Annotated in this window: 16 protein-coding genes; 5 read left to right on the forward strand and 11 right to left on the reverse strand. The window is 58.5% G+C overall.

Going from position 1 to position 14,434, the window contains the following annotated elements:
• Positions 1-11: 11 nt before the first annotated feature.
• A complete protein-coding gene (locus LY284_RS07165) occupies positions 12-692 on the reverse strand; it encodes a ribonuclease HI family protein (RefSeq protein ID WP_045450439.1) in 681 nt (226 codons plus the stop codon).
• 127 nt (positions 693-819) lie between these two features.
• Here LY284_RS07165 and LY284_RS07170 point away from each other — a divergent pair, with 127 nt between their 5' ends.
• Complete coding sequence (locus tag LY284_RS07170) at positions 820-1,326, forward strand: PRC-barrel domain-containing protein (protein ID WP_014191018.1); 507 nt, start codon at positions 820-822, stop codon at positions 1,324-1,326.
• Positions 1,327-1,383: 57 nt separating this feature from the next.
• Here the strand turns inward: LY284_RS07170 and LY284_RS07175 are convergent, their stop codons facing one another.
• A complete protein-coding gene (locus tag LY284_RS07175) occupies positions 1,384-1,626 on the reverse strand; it encodes a hypothetical protein (RefSeq protein WP_014191017.1) in 243 nt (80 codons plus the stop codon).
• A gap of 85 nt (positions 1,627-1,711) precedes the next feature.
• Between LY284_RS07175 and LY284_RS07180 the strand changes: the two genes are divergently transcribed.
• On the forward strand, positions 1,712-1,936 hold the full coding sequence (locus tag LY284_RS07180) for a hypothetical protein (RefSeq protein ID WP_014191016.1): 225 nt from the start codon (positions 1,712-1,714) through the stop codon (positions 1,934-1,936).
• A 64-nt stretch (positions 1,937-2,000) separates the two neighbouring features.
• On the opposite strand, the gene LY284_RS07185 is transcribed toward LY284_RS07180, so the two are convergent.
• Positions 2,001-2,774: a DUF2968 domain-containing protein gene (locus LY284_RS07185; RefSeq protein ID WP_231927715.1), complete on the reverse strand. Its 774-nt coding sequence runs from the start codon at positions 2,772-2,774 to the stop codon at positions 2,001-2,003.
• A gap of 210 nt (positions 2,775-2,984) precedes the next feature.
• Positions 2,985-3,428, reverse strand: coding sequence for a hypothetical protein (locus LY284_RS07190; RefSeq protein WP_231927714.1), 444 nt, complete (start codon positions 3,426-3,428; stop codon positions 2,985-2,987).
• 378 nt (positions 3,429-3,806) lie between these two features.
• On the opposite strand from LY284_RS07190, the gene LY284_RS07195 reads away from it, so the two are divergent.
• The gene (locus LY284_RS07195) at positions 3,807-4,082 is read left to right on the forward strand and encodes a hypothetical protein (RefSeq protein ID WP_045450438.1); all 276 of its coding nucleotides are present in this window, start codon (positions 3,807-3,809) and stop codon (positions 4,080-4,082) included.
• Positions 4,083-4,621: 539 nt separating this feature from the next.
• Positions 4,622-5,125, forward strand: a complete 504-nt coding sequence (locus LY284_RS39190; RefSeq protein ID WP_375294238.1) for a hypothetical protein — start codon at positions 4,622-4,624, stop codon at positions 5,123-5,125.
• Between the two features lie 239 nt (positions 5,126-5,364).
• On the opposite strand, the gene LY284_RS07205 is transcribed toward LY284_RS39190, so the two are convergent.
• The 7 genes from LY284_RS07205 to LY284_RS07235 all read right to left on the reverse strand — a co-directional run bounded on the left by LY284_RS07205 (position 5,365) and on the right by LY284_RS07235 (position 13,675).
• Complete coding sequence (locus LY284_RS07205; RefSeq protein ID WP_233385421.1) at positions 5,365-5,994, reverse strand: hypothetical protein; 630 nt, start codon at positions 5,992-5,994, stop codon at positions 5,365-5,367.
• Positions 5,991-6,251, reverse strand: a complete 261-nt coding sequence (locus LY284_RS07210) for a PAAR domain-containing protein (RefSeq protein WP_041730282.1) — start codon at positions 6,249-6,251, stop codon at positions 5,991-5,993. The genes LY284_RS07205 and LY284_RS07210 overlap by 4 nt, the downstream gene beginning before the upstream one ends.
• Before the next feature lie 109 nt (positions 6,252-6,360).
• The gene (locus tag LY284_RS07215; RefSeq protein WP_233385430.1) at positions 6,361-7,686 is read right to left on the reverse strand and encodes a hypothetical protein; all 1,326 of its coding nucleotides are present in this window, start codon (positions 7,684-7,686) and stop codon (positions 6,361-6,363) included.
• A complete protein-coding gene (locus LY284_RS07220) occupies positions 7,676-11,269 on the reverse strand; it encodes a type VI secretion system Vgr family protein (protein WP_014191011.1) in 3,594 nt (1,197 codons plus the stop codon). Before LY284_RS07220 ends, LY284_RS07215 begins: the two co-directional genes overlap by 11 nt.
• A 180-nt stretch (positions 11,270-11,449) precedes the next feature.
• Positions 11,450-11,839 (reverse strand): transposase, encoded by a 390-nt coding sequence (locus LY284_RS07225; RefSeq protein WP_233385432.1) that lies wholly within the window; start codon positions 11,837-11,839, stop codon positions 11,450-11,452.
• Between the two features lie 178 nt (positions 11,840-12,017).
• Positions 12,018-12,440, reverse strand: a complete 423-nt coding sequence (locus LY284_RS07230) for a hypothetical protein (protein ID WP_148276040.1) — start codon at positions 12,438-12,440, stop codon at positions 12,018-12,020.
• 656 nt (positions 12,441-13,096) lie between these two features.
• Complete coding sequence (locus tag LY284_RS07235; protein ID WP_014191010.1) at positions 13,097-13,675, reverse strand: tyrosine-type recombinase/integrase; 579 nt, start codon at positions 13,673-13,675, stop codon at positions 13,097-13,099.
• 254 nt (positions 13,676-13,929) lie between these two features.
• Between LY284_RS07235 and LY284_RS07240 the strand changes: the two genes are divergently transcribed.
• Complete coding sequence (locus LY284_RS07240; protein ID WP_045450436.1) at positions 13,930-14,433, forward strand: hypothetical protein; 504 nt, start codon at positions 13,930-13,932, stop codon at positions 14,431-14,433.
• The last annotated feature ends 1 nt before the right edge of the window (position 14,434 follow it).

Below are 14,434 nucleotides of genomic sequence, written 5' to 3' on the forward strand. Positions count from 1 at the left end.
TCGTACCCGCTTCACGCCGCTTCAGCGGCCGCGCGGGTGGTCTCGAGCGCCGCGCGGGACAATTCGTCCGCGCGGACGTTGCGCGCACGCGGCACCCACTGCAGCCGCACATCGCCGATCTGCGCGATGAGCGCGCGGGCGCGCGCGGCGTGATGCGCGAGTGAACGGATGCCCGCGTTCTGCGGCGCGTTCATGTCGTCGATGACGACGCGGCTGTCGCCATAAATCACGATATCGGCGGCGCCTTCGCGCAGCGCCGTTTCGAGCAGCGCGATGAGCGCGAGATATTCGGCCGCGCTGCTGTCGCCGGTGCCCATTGCGGCGCTGATCTCGACCGTCGCGCCGAGCGGCCCGACCAGCACGCCGCCGATGCCGAGCCGCCCCGGATTGGGCAGCGCCGAGCCGTCGAACCAGCCGCGCCACCCTTCTGTCTCGACGCGATGCCTGTGCCGCTTCGCCTCGTCGACGCGTTCGGCGCGCCGCGTCTCTCTTGCGCGCAACGCACCTGCATGGCGGTCTTGCCCGGCGCGGCGCGCATCGATCAGATCTTGCAAAGACTGGTCGCCCGCAGCCTTTTGCAATGTCCTGACGAGGGCCGCGTGCTCGGAAATCGACGCGCCCCTGGCGAGCCGGCGGCTCTGCAAGCGCTCCTTCTTGTACGCGACGGCGAGCAACTCCTCGAAAGCGATCATGGGCGGCAGAAGATTGAACGAACTGCGAGCTTATCAGACGGCCATGACGTCTCATGGGTACGTCCGTTGCTGAACAAAACGCGTGAAAGGCGACGCCTCCACACAACCTGTCAGCAAGGAGCGGATCATGGATCAATCGATGGAATCATCTGAGGCCGGCGCGAAGATCGTCGGCAAGGGTGCGGCGACGGCCGCGGGCCCCGGACCCGACGTGATGGCCGCGAGCACGCTCGACGGCAACTCGGTGATGAGCAGCGACGGGCACGATGTCGGCTCGCTCAAGGAGATCATGCTCGACGTGACGAGCGGGCGTATCGCCTATGCGGTGCTGTCGAGCGGCGGGTTTCTCGGCATCGGCGACAAGCTGCTCGCCGTGCCGTGGAGCGCGCTCACGCTCGACACCGACAACCGCTGCTTTCGCCTCGATGCGACCGCGGAGCAGGTGCGCAACTCGCCGGGCTTCGACAAGGATTCGTGGCCGTCGATGGCGGACCGCGTCTGGGCCAGCACCGTGCATCAGCACTACGGCCGCGAGCCGTACTGGTCGAACGATCGCACGCGCGACATCAGCCAGAGCGGCGCGATCCCGCCCGGCGGCGTGGACGCACCCGAATCGGGCGGCGTGAAGCTATAACAAATGGGAATCGCCGCCGGAAGGCGGCCAGAACGACGCGAAAGCGCGTGCGCGCGGTCAGTCGAGCGGGCGCTCTCCGACCTGAATGTCGACGCCTTCGGTCTCGCCCATCAGCGCACGCAGGACGTCGCCTGCGAAGTCCTCGATGGCGAAATGCCATTCGAGCGAGCCGACCGGGAAGTCGTGCGGATTGCACTTGCCCTGTGCACGACGGATCGCACCGACCGAGAGGCTCAGCGCGCGCGCGTGCTGAAAGTGCGGATCGTCCGAGTCGAGGAACGGGAATTGATCTTTATCCATGACACCCTTAACGGTCCCTGCCGACGAAACTTTAGGTCCGCCCCGGCGACGCAATCGTTTGCGTGCGTGCGAGACTGAAAACACTATGCAACCCTATGAGAATCTAGCCGGCAATTCGGGCGTCGAAGCATTCGACATCCTGCGCGACGGCATCAAGGTTCGCTTCGCGAGCGGCGGGACATACTTGTATGACTATCGCGTGCCCGGTCGCACGCGCGTCGAGGAAATGAAGCGTCTGGCCCGCGCCGGACGCGGGCTCAGTACATATATCGCCAGGTTCGGCCCAGAGTATGCCGAACGATTCGACTAGCTGCTCGAACGGGCGATTTTACGCGAAGTCGCGAAGTTTTCTTCGGACGAAAGGATGTACCGTCTCATCGAAGCGACGGCAGATGCGGCACGCTGTCGTTGACCGTTGTGTTCAACTGATGAAGTGCACGCTGCGCCTTGTTCAGTTGCGCCTGCGCAGCGACGCGCCGGCCTTCGAGTTGCGCCAGTTCCTTGCGGACCTCCTGCTGCTTGAGCGCAACTTCCTGGTCGTGCTGGCTGCCCTGCTGCAAATCCGTGCGCACGCGCTCGACTTGCGCCTCTGATTCTTCGATAAGACGCGCTAGCTGATCGTTTTGCGCTTCGAGATGCGCGCGCCGCATGTCGTTATCGGCAAGACGCATCGCCTGCTCGACGAAATGACGAAACGCCGGCTCGGCGGCATTGATTTCGCCCGCCTTCAAGACGCGCCACACCGCGTCCTCGTGATACAGCACCGCGTAATAAATCAGTTCGCGTGCCGAAAACAACAGGCTCGCGCGGTAGGAGAAGCTCTGAAACGTGCGAAACGTCGAGAGTGAGCCTTGCTGAATCAGCCATTCGACTTCGGCGATCTGGCCGGCCTGCAAGGACTGAACCACGGATTGCGACGGCACCGCGGCAGGCCGTAAAGGCGTCACGCGCGTGACGGGCGCGGCGTTCGACATTTCTTCGTTCAAAGCCACGTCTTCGGCGATTTCAGGCGAGGTCATCCGGATTGGACCGTTTGCCTTCTGGCGCACGAGAAACGAGGGCGGATTGTCGAGCAAGCTACCTCTTCTGCTCAGCAGGTTTTTCACGATGGCTCCCTGGCCGAGTTCCTGTTTGGAACCAGCCGTCATGCAGTAAGTCCGGCGGAAAGAACGGGACCGCAAGCGATATTCGAATTTTCTGAGCGCACCGATGACTATTCTGCATGACGAAGGACGGCGAGACGTACTTGTTCGAATAAGCTGTTGATTCAGTATAGGCGAGACATTCGGCGTTTCAAACGAAGCGATAAAACCCCAATGCAGCCGCCGCTTTTCCGGAAATTAAAAAAACGATTGAATTCAGGAATGACGATAATACGCCTGAGCGCCCGTCATTCTCATTTTCGCGATCTGGGCGGAACGCGCTTTCGACATCAACGCAACCATACGCATGATCCGGATTCCCTGAATGCCGCATGCCATACCCGGCGTACTGGCGACACTCGACTCCAGACTGATCATGTTCCCGTACAGATGATCGAGCAGCGGGGCCACAGCAGGCGCCTGAGCCGACACGCGCAGACCCTTGTGTTCGATACGTTCGGCCGCGAAAAATTCCGACAGCATCGCGGGCGTTTCGATATCCAGCCGTCCTTCGCTTCGATTTTGAAAATATGTGTAAACGGATTCGAGCTGCCCGACCGGCGCTTGCTCCACGCGCCGCGCAATTGCCGCGCAGCGTTGCAGTTTCCAGTTTTCGCGCTGACTCGCCATTGCGATCGAATCGGCAATGCGCGTGCGCAATTCCGCTTCGCGGCGCGCGATGAGTGCGCGCACCATATGAGCTTCCTCGCCCGATTGCTCGGGCAAGCGATCGCGCCATTCAAGTAAATCGTTCAGTGTGATCGACATGACATACTCCGCGGCGTCCAGTCTATTGAGCCAGTTTCCGGCAATTCGAGATCGTTTGGATCGCGAATTGTAATGGACCCGCGCTCGTGTCGCCTGTCAAATATGCTATCCGGATTCGGACTTTTTAGGCCGAATTGAGAAACAAATAAGTAGAGTCCTAATAAGCACAGTCTTAGTGCGAGTTTTAACGACAAGTTCGAGTTCGATGCGGCACGCTCGATGCTGACATGACTGTAAGCGGCGCCTGCCGCCCGACTCAAGGAGACGAACATGAGAACCACCATCGCAATCGCTGGCGCGCTCCTCGCGATCGCCAGCACGTCCGCGCTGTCGCAGGAAATGTCGCGCGAACAGTTGATGCAGCGCCAGCAGCAAATGCAGCCGAGCAAAAACGAGCCGATGCCAAGCCCGCGCGCGGGTGACTCGTCGCAAGGCGGCGTGCAATCCGGCAGTTCGGGCAGCGGAACGCTGATGCAGCAGCGCGAGCAAGGCATGTCGCCGAATCAGTCGCAAGGCTCGCAGTCGTCCGGGCCGATGAAGCAGTGACGCGGCACGCGGGAGTGCCAAACGACGCCGGTCTGCAAGCCGGCGTTTTCATTGGGGGACGATAGCCGCGTCCGGATGTAAAGGGTTGCTTCCTTAGTCATACAGACGTCACTCGCCGATCGTAATAATGCGCGGATCTGACCGACCTGACGAATCCGAGCGACCCGAAGTCGGTTCTCAAATCGCTGATCGTCGATGGCGAGGATCACACGGGCGACTGGTCGATCACGGACTTCACCGCCGTCGAGCTCGGCACGCTCCTGGGCGGCACGACCTACGACGCCGCGAACGAGCGCCCCGCCGAATTCAACGGCAAATATCCGATTCTCACGTTCCAGCAGATCATCGATATCGCGAAGGCGAAGAGCGCGGCGACGGGCCGCTCGATCGCCGTCTATCCCGAGACGAAGAATCCGACCTGGAACAACGCGCAGGCGATCGCGAACGGCTGCGGCGCGGCGGGCAGCCGTCCGCTCGAAGACGCGCTCATCAAGATCCTCAACGACAACGGGCTGAACGATCGCAACGCGGCGGTCTTCGTGCAGAGCTTCGAGCCGGGCAGCCTTCAGTACATGCGCACGCACGGTCTGAACACGAAAATCGTGCAGCTGATCGACGGCTACGATGTCGATTACCGCACCGGCGCGGTCATCTACAACGAAATCACCGACAGCCGTCCGTTCGACTGGACCGTCGCCGGCGATCCGCGCTGGTTCGACGCGATGCTCACGCCCGCCGGCCTCGCGCAGATCAAGACCTATGCGGACGGCATCGGCCCGTGGAAGCCGCAGATCGTGCCGCTCAAGATCTCGCCCTTCCCGTCCACCAATCCCGACGGCACGCCCTTCGCCGGCTCGACCGCGCAGGCGGCCACGCAAGCGCCGACGAACCTCATCGGCGATGCGCACAAGGCCGGACAGGCGCGCCTGCGGTACAAGTTTGTTGATGGCGGCAAAGCGCGGCGAGGTAAGCAACAGCGCGACAGCGGCCTCCGTGCAGGAGGGTTTTGCGTCTTTGTCGTGAAGCTGCAAGGCGACAAGTAATCCGACTTCAAAGGCGGGTGTACGCTCCCCGGTCCAACTGTTATACCGGTCCGGCTTGAGCCAGCCATCGATGAGCGACGCTTCCGTGCCCGGTGGAACATGGATAACGTGCTTCGGATGAAGCCACGGCAGTTTCAGCCTGCTCAACACGGCGTATAGCGTCTCGCGGTGTCCATCGGTCGGTGCTTGCAGGATCACGGCGATGGGCTGCGAGGCGTCGAAGCGTCTTAGGTGCTTCATCAACGGCGCGAGGACCCGTTCAAAGATTGCCTCGATGCGCGCCGTGCTGATCGAGGCACCCACTTCGTCATGAGCGGCATTGGGCGCGGCGAGCTGTGGTACGTCGTTCCTTCGCTCGGCGCCGAGGTGAATTCAAGCATCGGTAGCGAAGCGGTTGCGCACGCAGAGGGGCGCGCCACCGGGATTCCCGTGACGGCTGCGCTTGTCTGAAGCGCGATGGCCTCTCCTGCATGCTGGAGTGGTGTGCCGTCTAATCCAAGCATGCGCTCGCTCAGATCGACTTCAGGCGTGAGCACCACACTGTCGATGATCGCTACGTGCGCCTGCGCCCAGCATCGCCAGTCAGTGTGGTGTTCACGGCACCGGTAATTCCATTGTCTTATGCTTTCAATCCCTAGTTCCCACGGGACGTACACCAGAGCGCAGAGCACGCCTGCCACCAGCAGCGGCACCCCCAGCGCATAACCGAAGAACGCACCCGACATCGAGGGCTTGCCCGTTGGCCAATTCATCACTGTGATGATGAAGCCGCTCACCATGACGATGATGAAAATGACGATCGGAACCCATGCCGGCGGCGCGCGGTCCCGCTCCAGTTCATGCACGAGTGGTATTTTCCAGTCGCTCATTCGACGTCCATCCCTTCTGTGCTTGCCCGCACAACGCTGCCGCATTGGGTTTTGCAGCCATCCAATACCCATTTGCGGCCGTCCTCGTCATAGCCGTCGCGGCATTCGATGATCGGATTATCCCCATGCTCGCGGCACGTGACGATGTCATGCAGCAGCGCGATAGGCCTGCCGGGTTCGAGTTCAAAGCCACCGCTTGCTGTCTTGACTTTCCCACCGTGCGTGGTTTCGTCGCCGAGGCATATCGGTCGGTTCATGTCAGTTCTCCGAGGTGTACGAATGAATAATTGACCTCCGGCAAAATTGCTTCTGCCGGAGAACCAGCGTGGTCAGACGTGGGCGACCCACGCCCAATAAAGGTTCTTGCTATCCACGTCTGAGACTGCGACAACGGGCAGCGATTCGCCCGCGCGTGTAAGGCGCTCGTGCTGTGGATGGGTGCGGTCGCCCTTGCCTCCGAAGGAGAAGTCCTTGGAACGCAACACCCAGCGCCCTTCGCGCGGACACGGCTTCGCCCGGTTGACAGGTCACGTCGCGCGCGGTGTCGGCTTCCCAATACCATTTGACGTAGGAGTCTTCAAAGCGAGGGGAGTCAGGCCCGGCCTTCAGTTCCTTGACGAATGGCGCGCGCCCTTGGAACGACGCAGCCCGATAGAAGCCCGGCTCGATGATGGCCGCACCGGGCGTGACGGGTGCGACTTCTTTCGCTTTGCGTGCCTCGTAGTCTTTCCATTCCTCGGGCGTCGAGGGGTAGTCGCGGTCGATGGTGACTTTGGTGGGGTTCTTGTAGTCGGAGTGAAAATCGACCTTGCCCATACTCGCTACTGGCCCCTCACCACCTACGTCCATGAAGACTAACGCATTGAAACTATAGGTCCCGGCTTTAACTTTGTCGCTCGGCATGACTAAAAACTTATACGTGACCGAGTTTCTCTGCGGTATCGTGACTGTCTCGCCGGAAAATTCCTCCATGTTGACCAAGGGCAGCCCGGAGAGATCGAAATTCGACTGATTGCTCCCGTCTAGGCTTTTCCCTCTTACCCAAAGCAAGCTGTCGCCCCAGATACCGCTCCAATGATTCGGAGAGATCGTAGTCATCGGGAAGTCTCCGCCGTTTGTGAAACGAATCGAAATAAGGAACTTGCCTTTTTCGCGCACAACACTTTCTACTTTGACGTCCAACTTGGCTATTGCGCGGCCGTCGAACATATAAGTACGGTGAGACTTCAAATAAAATTGATCTAGGGAAGCAGATAGATCATCGGGTAATTCGTCCAGACGTCCGCGATGCTTACTTTTGGCACCATCCTTAATACACATCACTGAATATAGGGTTGGCGGATCGATTCGCTCAGTCCTAGAAACAGATTTTTTACCCTCTAGCTCGCACAGTTGAGCATATAATTTTTTCACCAGTTTAACGTCGTCCGGTGAAAGCTGATTGTCTATTACGCCCGCACCATTGAATTCTTTGTCGATCGCATCAGACACCCCGACACGTATTTTTCCCGATAGCTGCACCGCAATGCCGTTCGTTCCAAATTGATGCCCCCCCAGCCTAGTGATGCTAAATCCCTCTGAATCACTCCATGAAGGAGTGGTTGCAGTCAACGCCGGCATGTTAGTGACCTCATAAGCTAAAATAAATAACGCTGCAATTTTAATCAACCGAGCCAAATAATTACGCCTCATATCCTATTCTCCATTTCTTGTTCGATAACTCGGAAAAATGTCTTCGGATGTATTGAAGATGATAATGTCCGGCTGTGGCTCTAGGAAGATTACACCCCCCACCCATCAAATTGTTAATTGAACTGATCTGCCATATATCCTTCCCATTGAGCGCTGCGCCGGTTACGAAATCGATCTGCTCGCCGGAGACATAGGATTGATGAATGAAACCTCCGTATTCCCAGTATTCATCGGGATAGTTGAATAGATGCCCGCATTCGTGAGCGACGACATTATTCGTCGTAAATGACGTGTACCGCTGGAGGTCGTTCGCAGTCGGAGCCCACATTTCCTCACCCCACGATCCGGCATCCGCGCGGGCAGCGCGTCTGAAAAGTCGAATTTCTTTATGAAATTTCCCAATCTCTACATTACGCACGCTCGTAATAAAGTTCACTCGAAAATCTACCTTTATGCGACATCCGCACGAAGCACCTTTTGAACAACCGTCAAGAACTAGCATGCTCCGATGCCCATTCAGCGTTTTTTCCACTTGTCGCCTTAAAGCATTTAGGTCAACGCTGTCCCCAACGCCTTCCCGATATTCCATGACAAGGCCCTCAAACGGACGATTGACCCCTGCCGCAACGCCTCGGTAGTGCTTATCATGATCGTAGGGGACTGACTCCTTGGCTCCGAATGAATTCAGTAGAGGATTTCCCAGCGCATCAGATTTTACTAAGTCAACTGGAACGAGCTTTACGATTACAGATGCCGTTAGCGTTTTCGCTTCATGAACGTATGAAAGTTCAAAAGCGGTTGGAAAATTTCCGCCGCTTATTATCTGGTCCCCATCATTACCGACCCAAGGAGCCTTAAGCTTCGTGAGCGCCTTATAACGCGGCGTTTCAGTCTGATCGCGACATTCCTGCTTTCTATCGGGCATAGCCCAGTCGCACCAAACTGGGGGGGCGACTTGCATCAATGCGGGTTCTTCTGAATTGGGCGTTGTCGGAAGCTTGGGTTCGTGCGCCGAGTCATGATCCGCATTCGGATGCTCCGGCGAGTCCGTCGGTATCTGCGGCGTTTCCGGGTTCTCTGTCGGAGCCTTCCCCTGAATGACGGATGGCTTGTTAGACGGTGCCTTGACTTTTGGCGCTGGGGCAGGTGCAGCATTGTCAAACTGCTTCCAGTCCACCGCCTCCGACGGAGGCGACACTTTTGCCACGGTCGTATTGCCGCTCAACCATGCCTCACACGATGTCTTGAACGGCACGGTCGTGGTCGCGAACGCGGGCGCGGACAGATGCGCCATCTGTGCGCGTTGCTTGCTCATCGAGGCGAACTTGAACAGCAACTTACCCGGCCCGCCGAGGGTGATATTGCCGTCCTTGATTTCGATGAACGCGCCGCCGCACTCGATCATGATGTCCTGCTTGGCTCGCACGCGCACCGCGCCATCGACGCTCGATACCGTCATGTCCTTTTGCGCCGCCAGCGACATGACATCGGACTGCGCCTGAATCTCTACCGGTCCCTTCGCCGCCCGGATACCGATGCCGAGCTGATATGCGAACAGCGACAGCTTCTCCTTTGCCGCCATTGCAACGGTCTTCATCGCGCTGACGTTGAAGCCCCACAACGTCGTCACATTCACGTCCTTGCCCGCCGCGACCGACACGCGATCCGGCGTTGCCACGGCGATACCAGCGGGCGCGGATAGTGCAATAACCGACTTCTTCAGATCGGCCAGTTCATCCTTCAGCCATTGACGTTCGGCTTGCAGATCGGCCACTTCTGCCTTGGCAGCGGACACCGCCTGCATCAGCGCTTCGGCCTGTTCCTGCGTGCGCTGGTAGATTTGCTTGGCACCGGCCATATCGGCGATGTCGCCTTGTGCCTTCGCTTGCGTCTCGGCGGTGAGCAGCAGCCCGCCGCCCGCGCGGACGGCCCCTCGCATGTCGCTCCGAAGCTCGAAGCCGCTGCCCCGGTGTTTCCGTTCCGGGTTCCTGCTGACCGTATGCCCGAGGTTCAGTTGCGACTTGCCGTGCTCGGTCGAAAGCTTGATGTGCTCCTCGCCTTGCCAGTTCTCCGACTCGATTGTGTTGTTGGAACGGAAGTGAATCGTGTCGCGGGAGAGCCACCGGTCGCTGCTGTTGATCGGGTCGGGATGGATCGACGAATGCAATGCATGGGCGATATAGGGCAGATCAGGATGGCCGTGGTAGAAGGCTATCGCCACCAGCGTGCCGTCCACCAGTCCGAAGTGCATGCCAGTGTAGTGCTTGCCCGCATAGGGTTTCGCGACGTACATCACGCATGAATTCGCGCCCGGCGCGCGTGCGTCGCGGTCGGCGTGGATTTGCACGACGTAGCCGCCTTGCTTCGTGATGAACGGATGGGCATAGTCGTTTGGAGAGGCGACCGTTCCTGTGATCGTGCCGCTGATGCGCGGCCACGTCTCGAGGCTGAGCGGCAGTCGGTAGGGGCGCTCCAGCTCGGCTGGAATCGCCGTGAACTGAACCTTGTAGCCCTGCTTGCGCGAGGCGCTTACGTGAATGCGGACAATCACCAGCCCGTGCTCCGCGTCAGGCAGAACGCGATTCGTGAGTTGCACAACGAAGCGCGGCCCGAATATAAGTTTGTTGGTGTCGCCTTCATAGACAATCTGACCGGCAAGCGCGGCCTGCTGCTGTATGCGCACTTCATCGGCAGCGTCATCGCGCGTCAGATATGGGAGGCCGTAGGTATAGGCTTCACCGTAGGTCGTCTCGTCATCGCGAAGATCGAGCGAGGCGTCGATCGGCTCGTACCCGTTCTCCGGGTTATAGCTGCGCACGAAGTAGCTTCTCGGAATGCTAGTCGCGCGCATCGTCAGCGTATTGACCGACTCCACGCCGCTGTCGTGCAGGCCGCTCTCGGGCCGGTACGGCATGTGGTAGCTGTCGTCGCGCGCGTAATGCGTAAGATCGTCGCCGAACACGATGCTTTCGCCGTGCTCGGTGGACTCGCACACGTACCAGATTCCTGCACGGCGGCACAGGTAATCGATAAAACCGAGATCGTCCTGTTCCCATTGCGTGATGATGGGACGCTTGCGATAGGTGTGGTGAAATTTCAGAAACTCGAAAGACGCGTGCAGGTGGTCAAAGCCATTCTCCTTCAAGACCTGCATCAGCACTTCGGGGATAGTCACATCGTAAAAAAAGCGCACTTTGGGCGTATTGCGCAACAGGGCAAGCCTTGATTCGAGGACGATTTCATAGGTGCTCTGATCGCGCGACGATCCGATCCAGGCGAACGATGTCACGATGCCTTTGACCTCGGCGGGCGGTTCGACTTTGGTGAAACCGTATTGCGTGGGCGGGCGTGGCTGGATCACGAAGTTCGCCATCTTGCCTACGTACTCTTCACGCGACAAGCTGTGCGACGGATGCGTGAAAGTGATCGTGTACTTGGTCGGCTCGCCGATGCCGCGCGTGCCATCGAACGCGAAAATATCCGCCAGCATGGAACTCGGCGCTCCGGGCATGTCGAGGTAATAGCGCCGAAACAACGATTGATTCAGCTTCGCGAGTTGAGTTCGATATTCGGAATGTCCCATCTATTTCTGTTCCCGGTTGTTGCGACAACACACTATAACTGGTTCGCATAACCAAATGAATTGATAGACGGCAACTGTTTATCAACAGCACTGCGCCAAAAAAAGCCCGCACGGGGGCGGGGCGAAAATGCCTCAGGTTGAGAGATTGGAGAGCGCACGAGGACTGATTGCCCCCAGCACTTAGTCTGAGTCCGTAGCGGCGTTGAACAAAGTCGAGGATTCCGAAAAATGTTCGCGAGACTCAGACTGGAAAAGTCTGCCGTGCCATTTATAGATGGTGAAGTTCGAGACACCTATCTCTTTCGCGATCACTCGAAGTGCCTTGCCTTGGTCCAGCCCCCGCTGTATGAGCGACCGGCGCTGTTCATCAGTGAAGCGGCTCTTTTTATAGCCTTCTGCTGGCCGTCCGAAGTGCTTGAACCGCCAGTAGTAAAACGTTGTTGGCGTTATTCCAAGGCGCTGGGCGAGTTTGATATATGACTCACCCGACTCGGCGGCTTCCCGGATGATCTCGAATTGCTCGTTATCCGACCAAGCGCTACGCTTGCCGCGCGTACTTTTACTCATCATATAGTCCAGGTTGAAAAAAGCCCCGCACGAGGCGGGGCAAACGAATCGCTAACGAGAGAGATGCAGAGCATCCGGGGAAGGATGACCCCTGCACTTCAGTGTGAAATGGAGTCACTTGAATAGGAATGCGAACTTTCTCAATTGAAGTGTGGATCGACAAGTTACTTGCAGAGCTGCGTCAGTGAAAAACCAGTTGAGACGCTAGAGAGCTTCCAAGTACAACCTCGTCAGTTTGCGATTTTCCGAGCTTCCGAAGTTTATTATCGACAGCATAGCTGTCGAGCAGGAGCGTTCCCAGCGCTTTTCGATACGCTTTCAATTTGAAGTTCTGAGACATCAAGCCGGTGTTGTATCGATCTACGGACGCGACCCACGGATGAACTATAACTATGCCCTGCGAGACCACGTCAACGCATAACTGCCGATGCTCGATTCCCGGATCGACTTCTTCGAGTGCTGCATGGTGTTCCAGCAATGCGCTGACAGCCATCTTTACAAGTTCAAGAAGCTCCTCGACTTTCTCGGGCAGTTTGCGCGGAATCTTCTTCGTGGCTGCGATTTTACCTCGTCCATAAAACGGGGCTGGAGCTTTTCCAGGCAAAGCCGTTGACGTAGAGGTGGTAAGTTGCGTTCTGCCTTATCCGCTCCTCATCAACGTGTGATGGATTCACGATCGTGTCAAGCAGGGGTGGGGGTGGGGATTCGATTGTCATTGTCCAGTCCATGATGAAGCCCGGATCATCCACTCTGAATGAATGGAGAGCGGGCACAGCAACGGAGTAGGAACACGATAGGCGACAAGACATACACATCGGCTCCGCTGCGGCCCGCCCATAGACGAACAACAGAACCACAGCGCTCTGATGAGCGTGTGGCTGCCGGGTGCTCCGCCCATGACGGCGCGGAGCGTCTTGTCTAACATCACAATCACACCGGGCTCCTAAGCCAGCGCTCCGCTTGACATGCGCCGAGGCTTAGAAGGGTAGCCGGCAACCCTGCAAAACCGATTGCATCCAATCGTCAAATTGTGTTGCATATCGCCATCGAACGTGGCTTTAGGGCACTGCCTTTAATCCACGGAGGCTGAAATGAGGATAGGGGCTTTGTGGCTGCTGCTGTCCTGTGTGCGGCCGGGTCCGGCCTGCACCGTGATACAGGACAGTTCGAATGTGAGCATCACGCGCGGGCCGTGGATCAGCGTGCATGATGTCGATGTGCCGCATTCCCACCAACAAAAAAAATCTGAGACTCAGATTTTCAGGCAGGCAGGGTCCGCTGCTTCGACCGCCGCAGGTCGTGCAGCACCCAGCGCCCACCCGGCAGTTCGAGGCTGGTCCAGCTTGGCGACTGGCGCGTCCTGATCTTGCGCGCGCGGCGCGGCTTCTGCCAGTCGCCAATGCGTTTGGGAAATAGCTCGGGCGGCATCAGCTGCAACGGATCGTATGGATGCGGCATCACCCACGGCGAGTCGCTAAGCGCGAACAGCTTCTCCAGATTGCCGATGACGAAGTCCGACAGGTGGATGACGTGCTCGTTGTCGGTCTTGACGATCTCGGGCGGCAGACACCATTCGCGCCGCTCGAAGTTGACGTAGGACCGCAATGAGTTGCACAGCTCGCCCACCCGCACCATCGTGCCGAGCAGAACCGAAATGCCGTGCTCGCTGTCGGCGGGCAGCGGCGTCATGCGCGCCTTGCCCCACACCGCGCGATCCTCGGGAATGTGCGTGGCCTGAATCTTGGTGTCCAGCAACGGAATTTCGTAGGGCCGTAGCGCGCGCTTGTTGAACTTGCGCAGGTACTCCCCGGAAACGATGTACTGCTTGGTCGCCGCCAACGGGTAAAGCACCTTGGTAAGCAAGGTGTCTGATTCGCCGTTTTTTCAACAATTTAGCTGTTCTACCTCAAGGTAGGGAGGTGTTGCGATGCAATAGAGGGTTGTCCACAGTTTCGGTGGACAAGCGTGTAGACAACTCGATGACCGTGCGGCTATCCCGTTGAACTGAAAAGCGTTTCGAGCCGTGCATTCGAGGTTTGCGCGTCGACAAACCGTATATACTGTTTTCTCCACACACGACGAGGAGAAAGCGAATGAGCACACCGCAAGTCAAGGCGCCGACCAAGAAGGCTTTCCATTTCCCGAAGAGCGCCGCCGACAAGGCCGCCGCAAGCGCAAAAGCGGACAGCAAGACCGGCAAGAAGACGCAGGCAAAACCCGCCGCAACACCCAAGGCCGCGACCAAGGCGCCCTCGCCCGCCGCCACGCCGAAGACCGCGAAAAAGCAAGCCACGAAAGCGCCCGCGGCCAAGCCCATCAAGACGGAGGCGGCCGCCGCGAGCCAGCCGAAGCCCGAGCCGAAAACCAAGCGCGCGAAGAAGGAAAAGGTCGTGCGCGACAGCTTCACGATGCCCAAGTCGGACTACGCGAAGATCGCCTCGCTCAAGGAGAAGTGCCAGAAAAACGGCGTGCGCGTGAAGAAGAGCGAACTGCTGCGCGCGGCGCTCGCGATGCTCGACGCGGCCACGGAAAAGCGCCTCGTCGAAGCGATCAAGGCGCTCGAAACAGTCAAGACCGGCCGTCCGGCGAATGCCTGAG

It is taken from the genome of Caballeronia sp. PC1 (assembly GCF_021353155.1).
GTDB classification, from domain to species: domain Bacteria; phylum Pseudomonadota; class Gammaproteobacteria; order Burkholderiales; family Burkholderiaceae; genus Caballeronia; species Caballeronia cordobensis.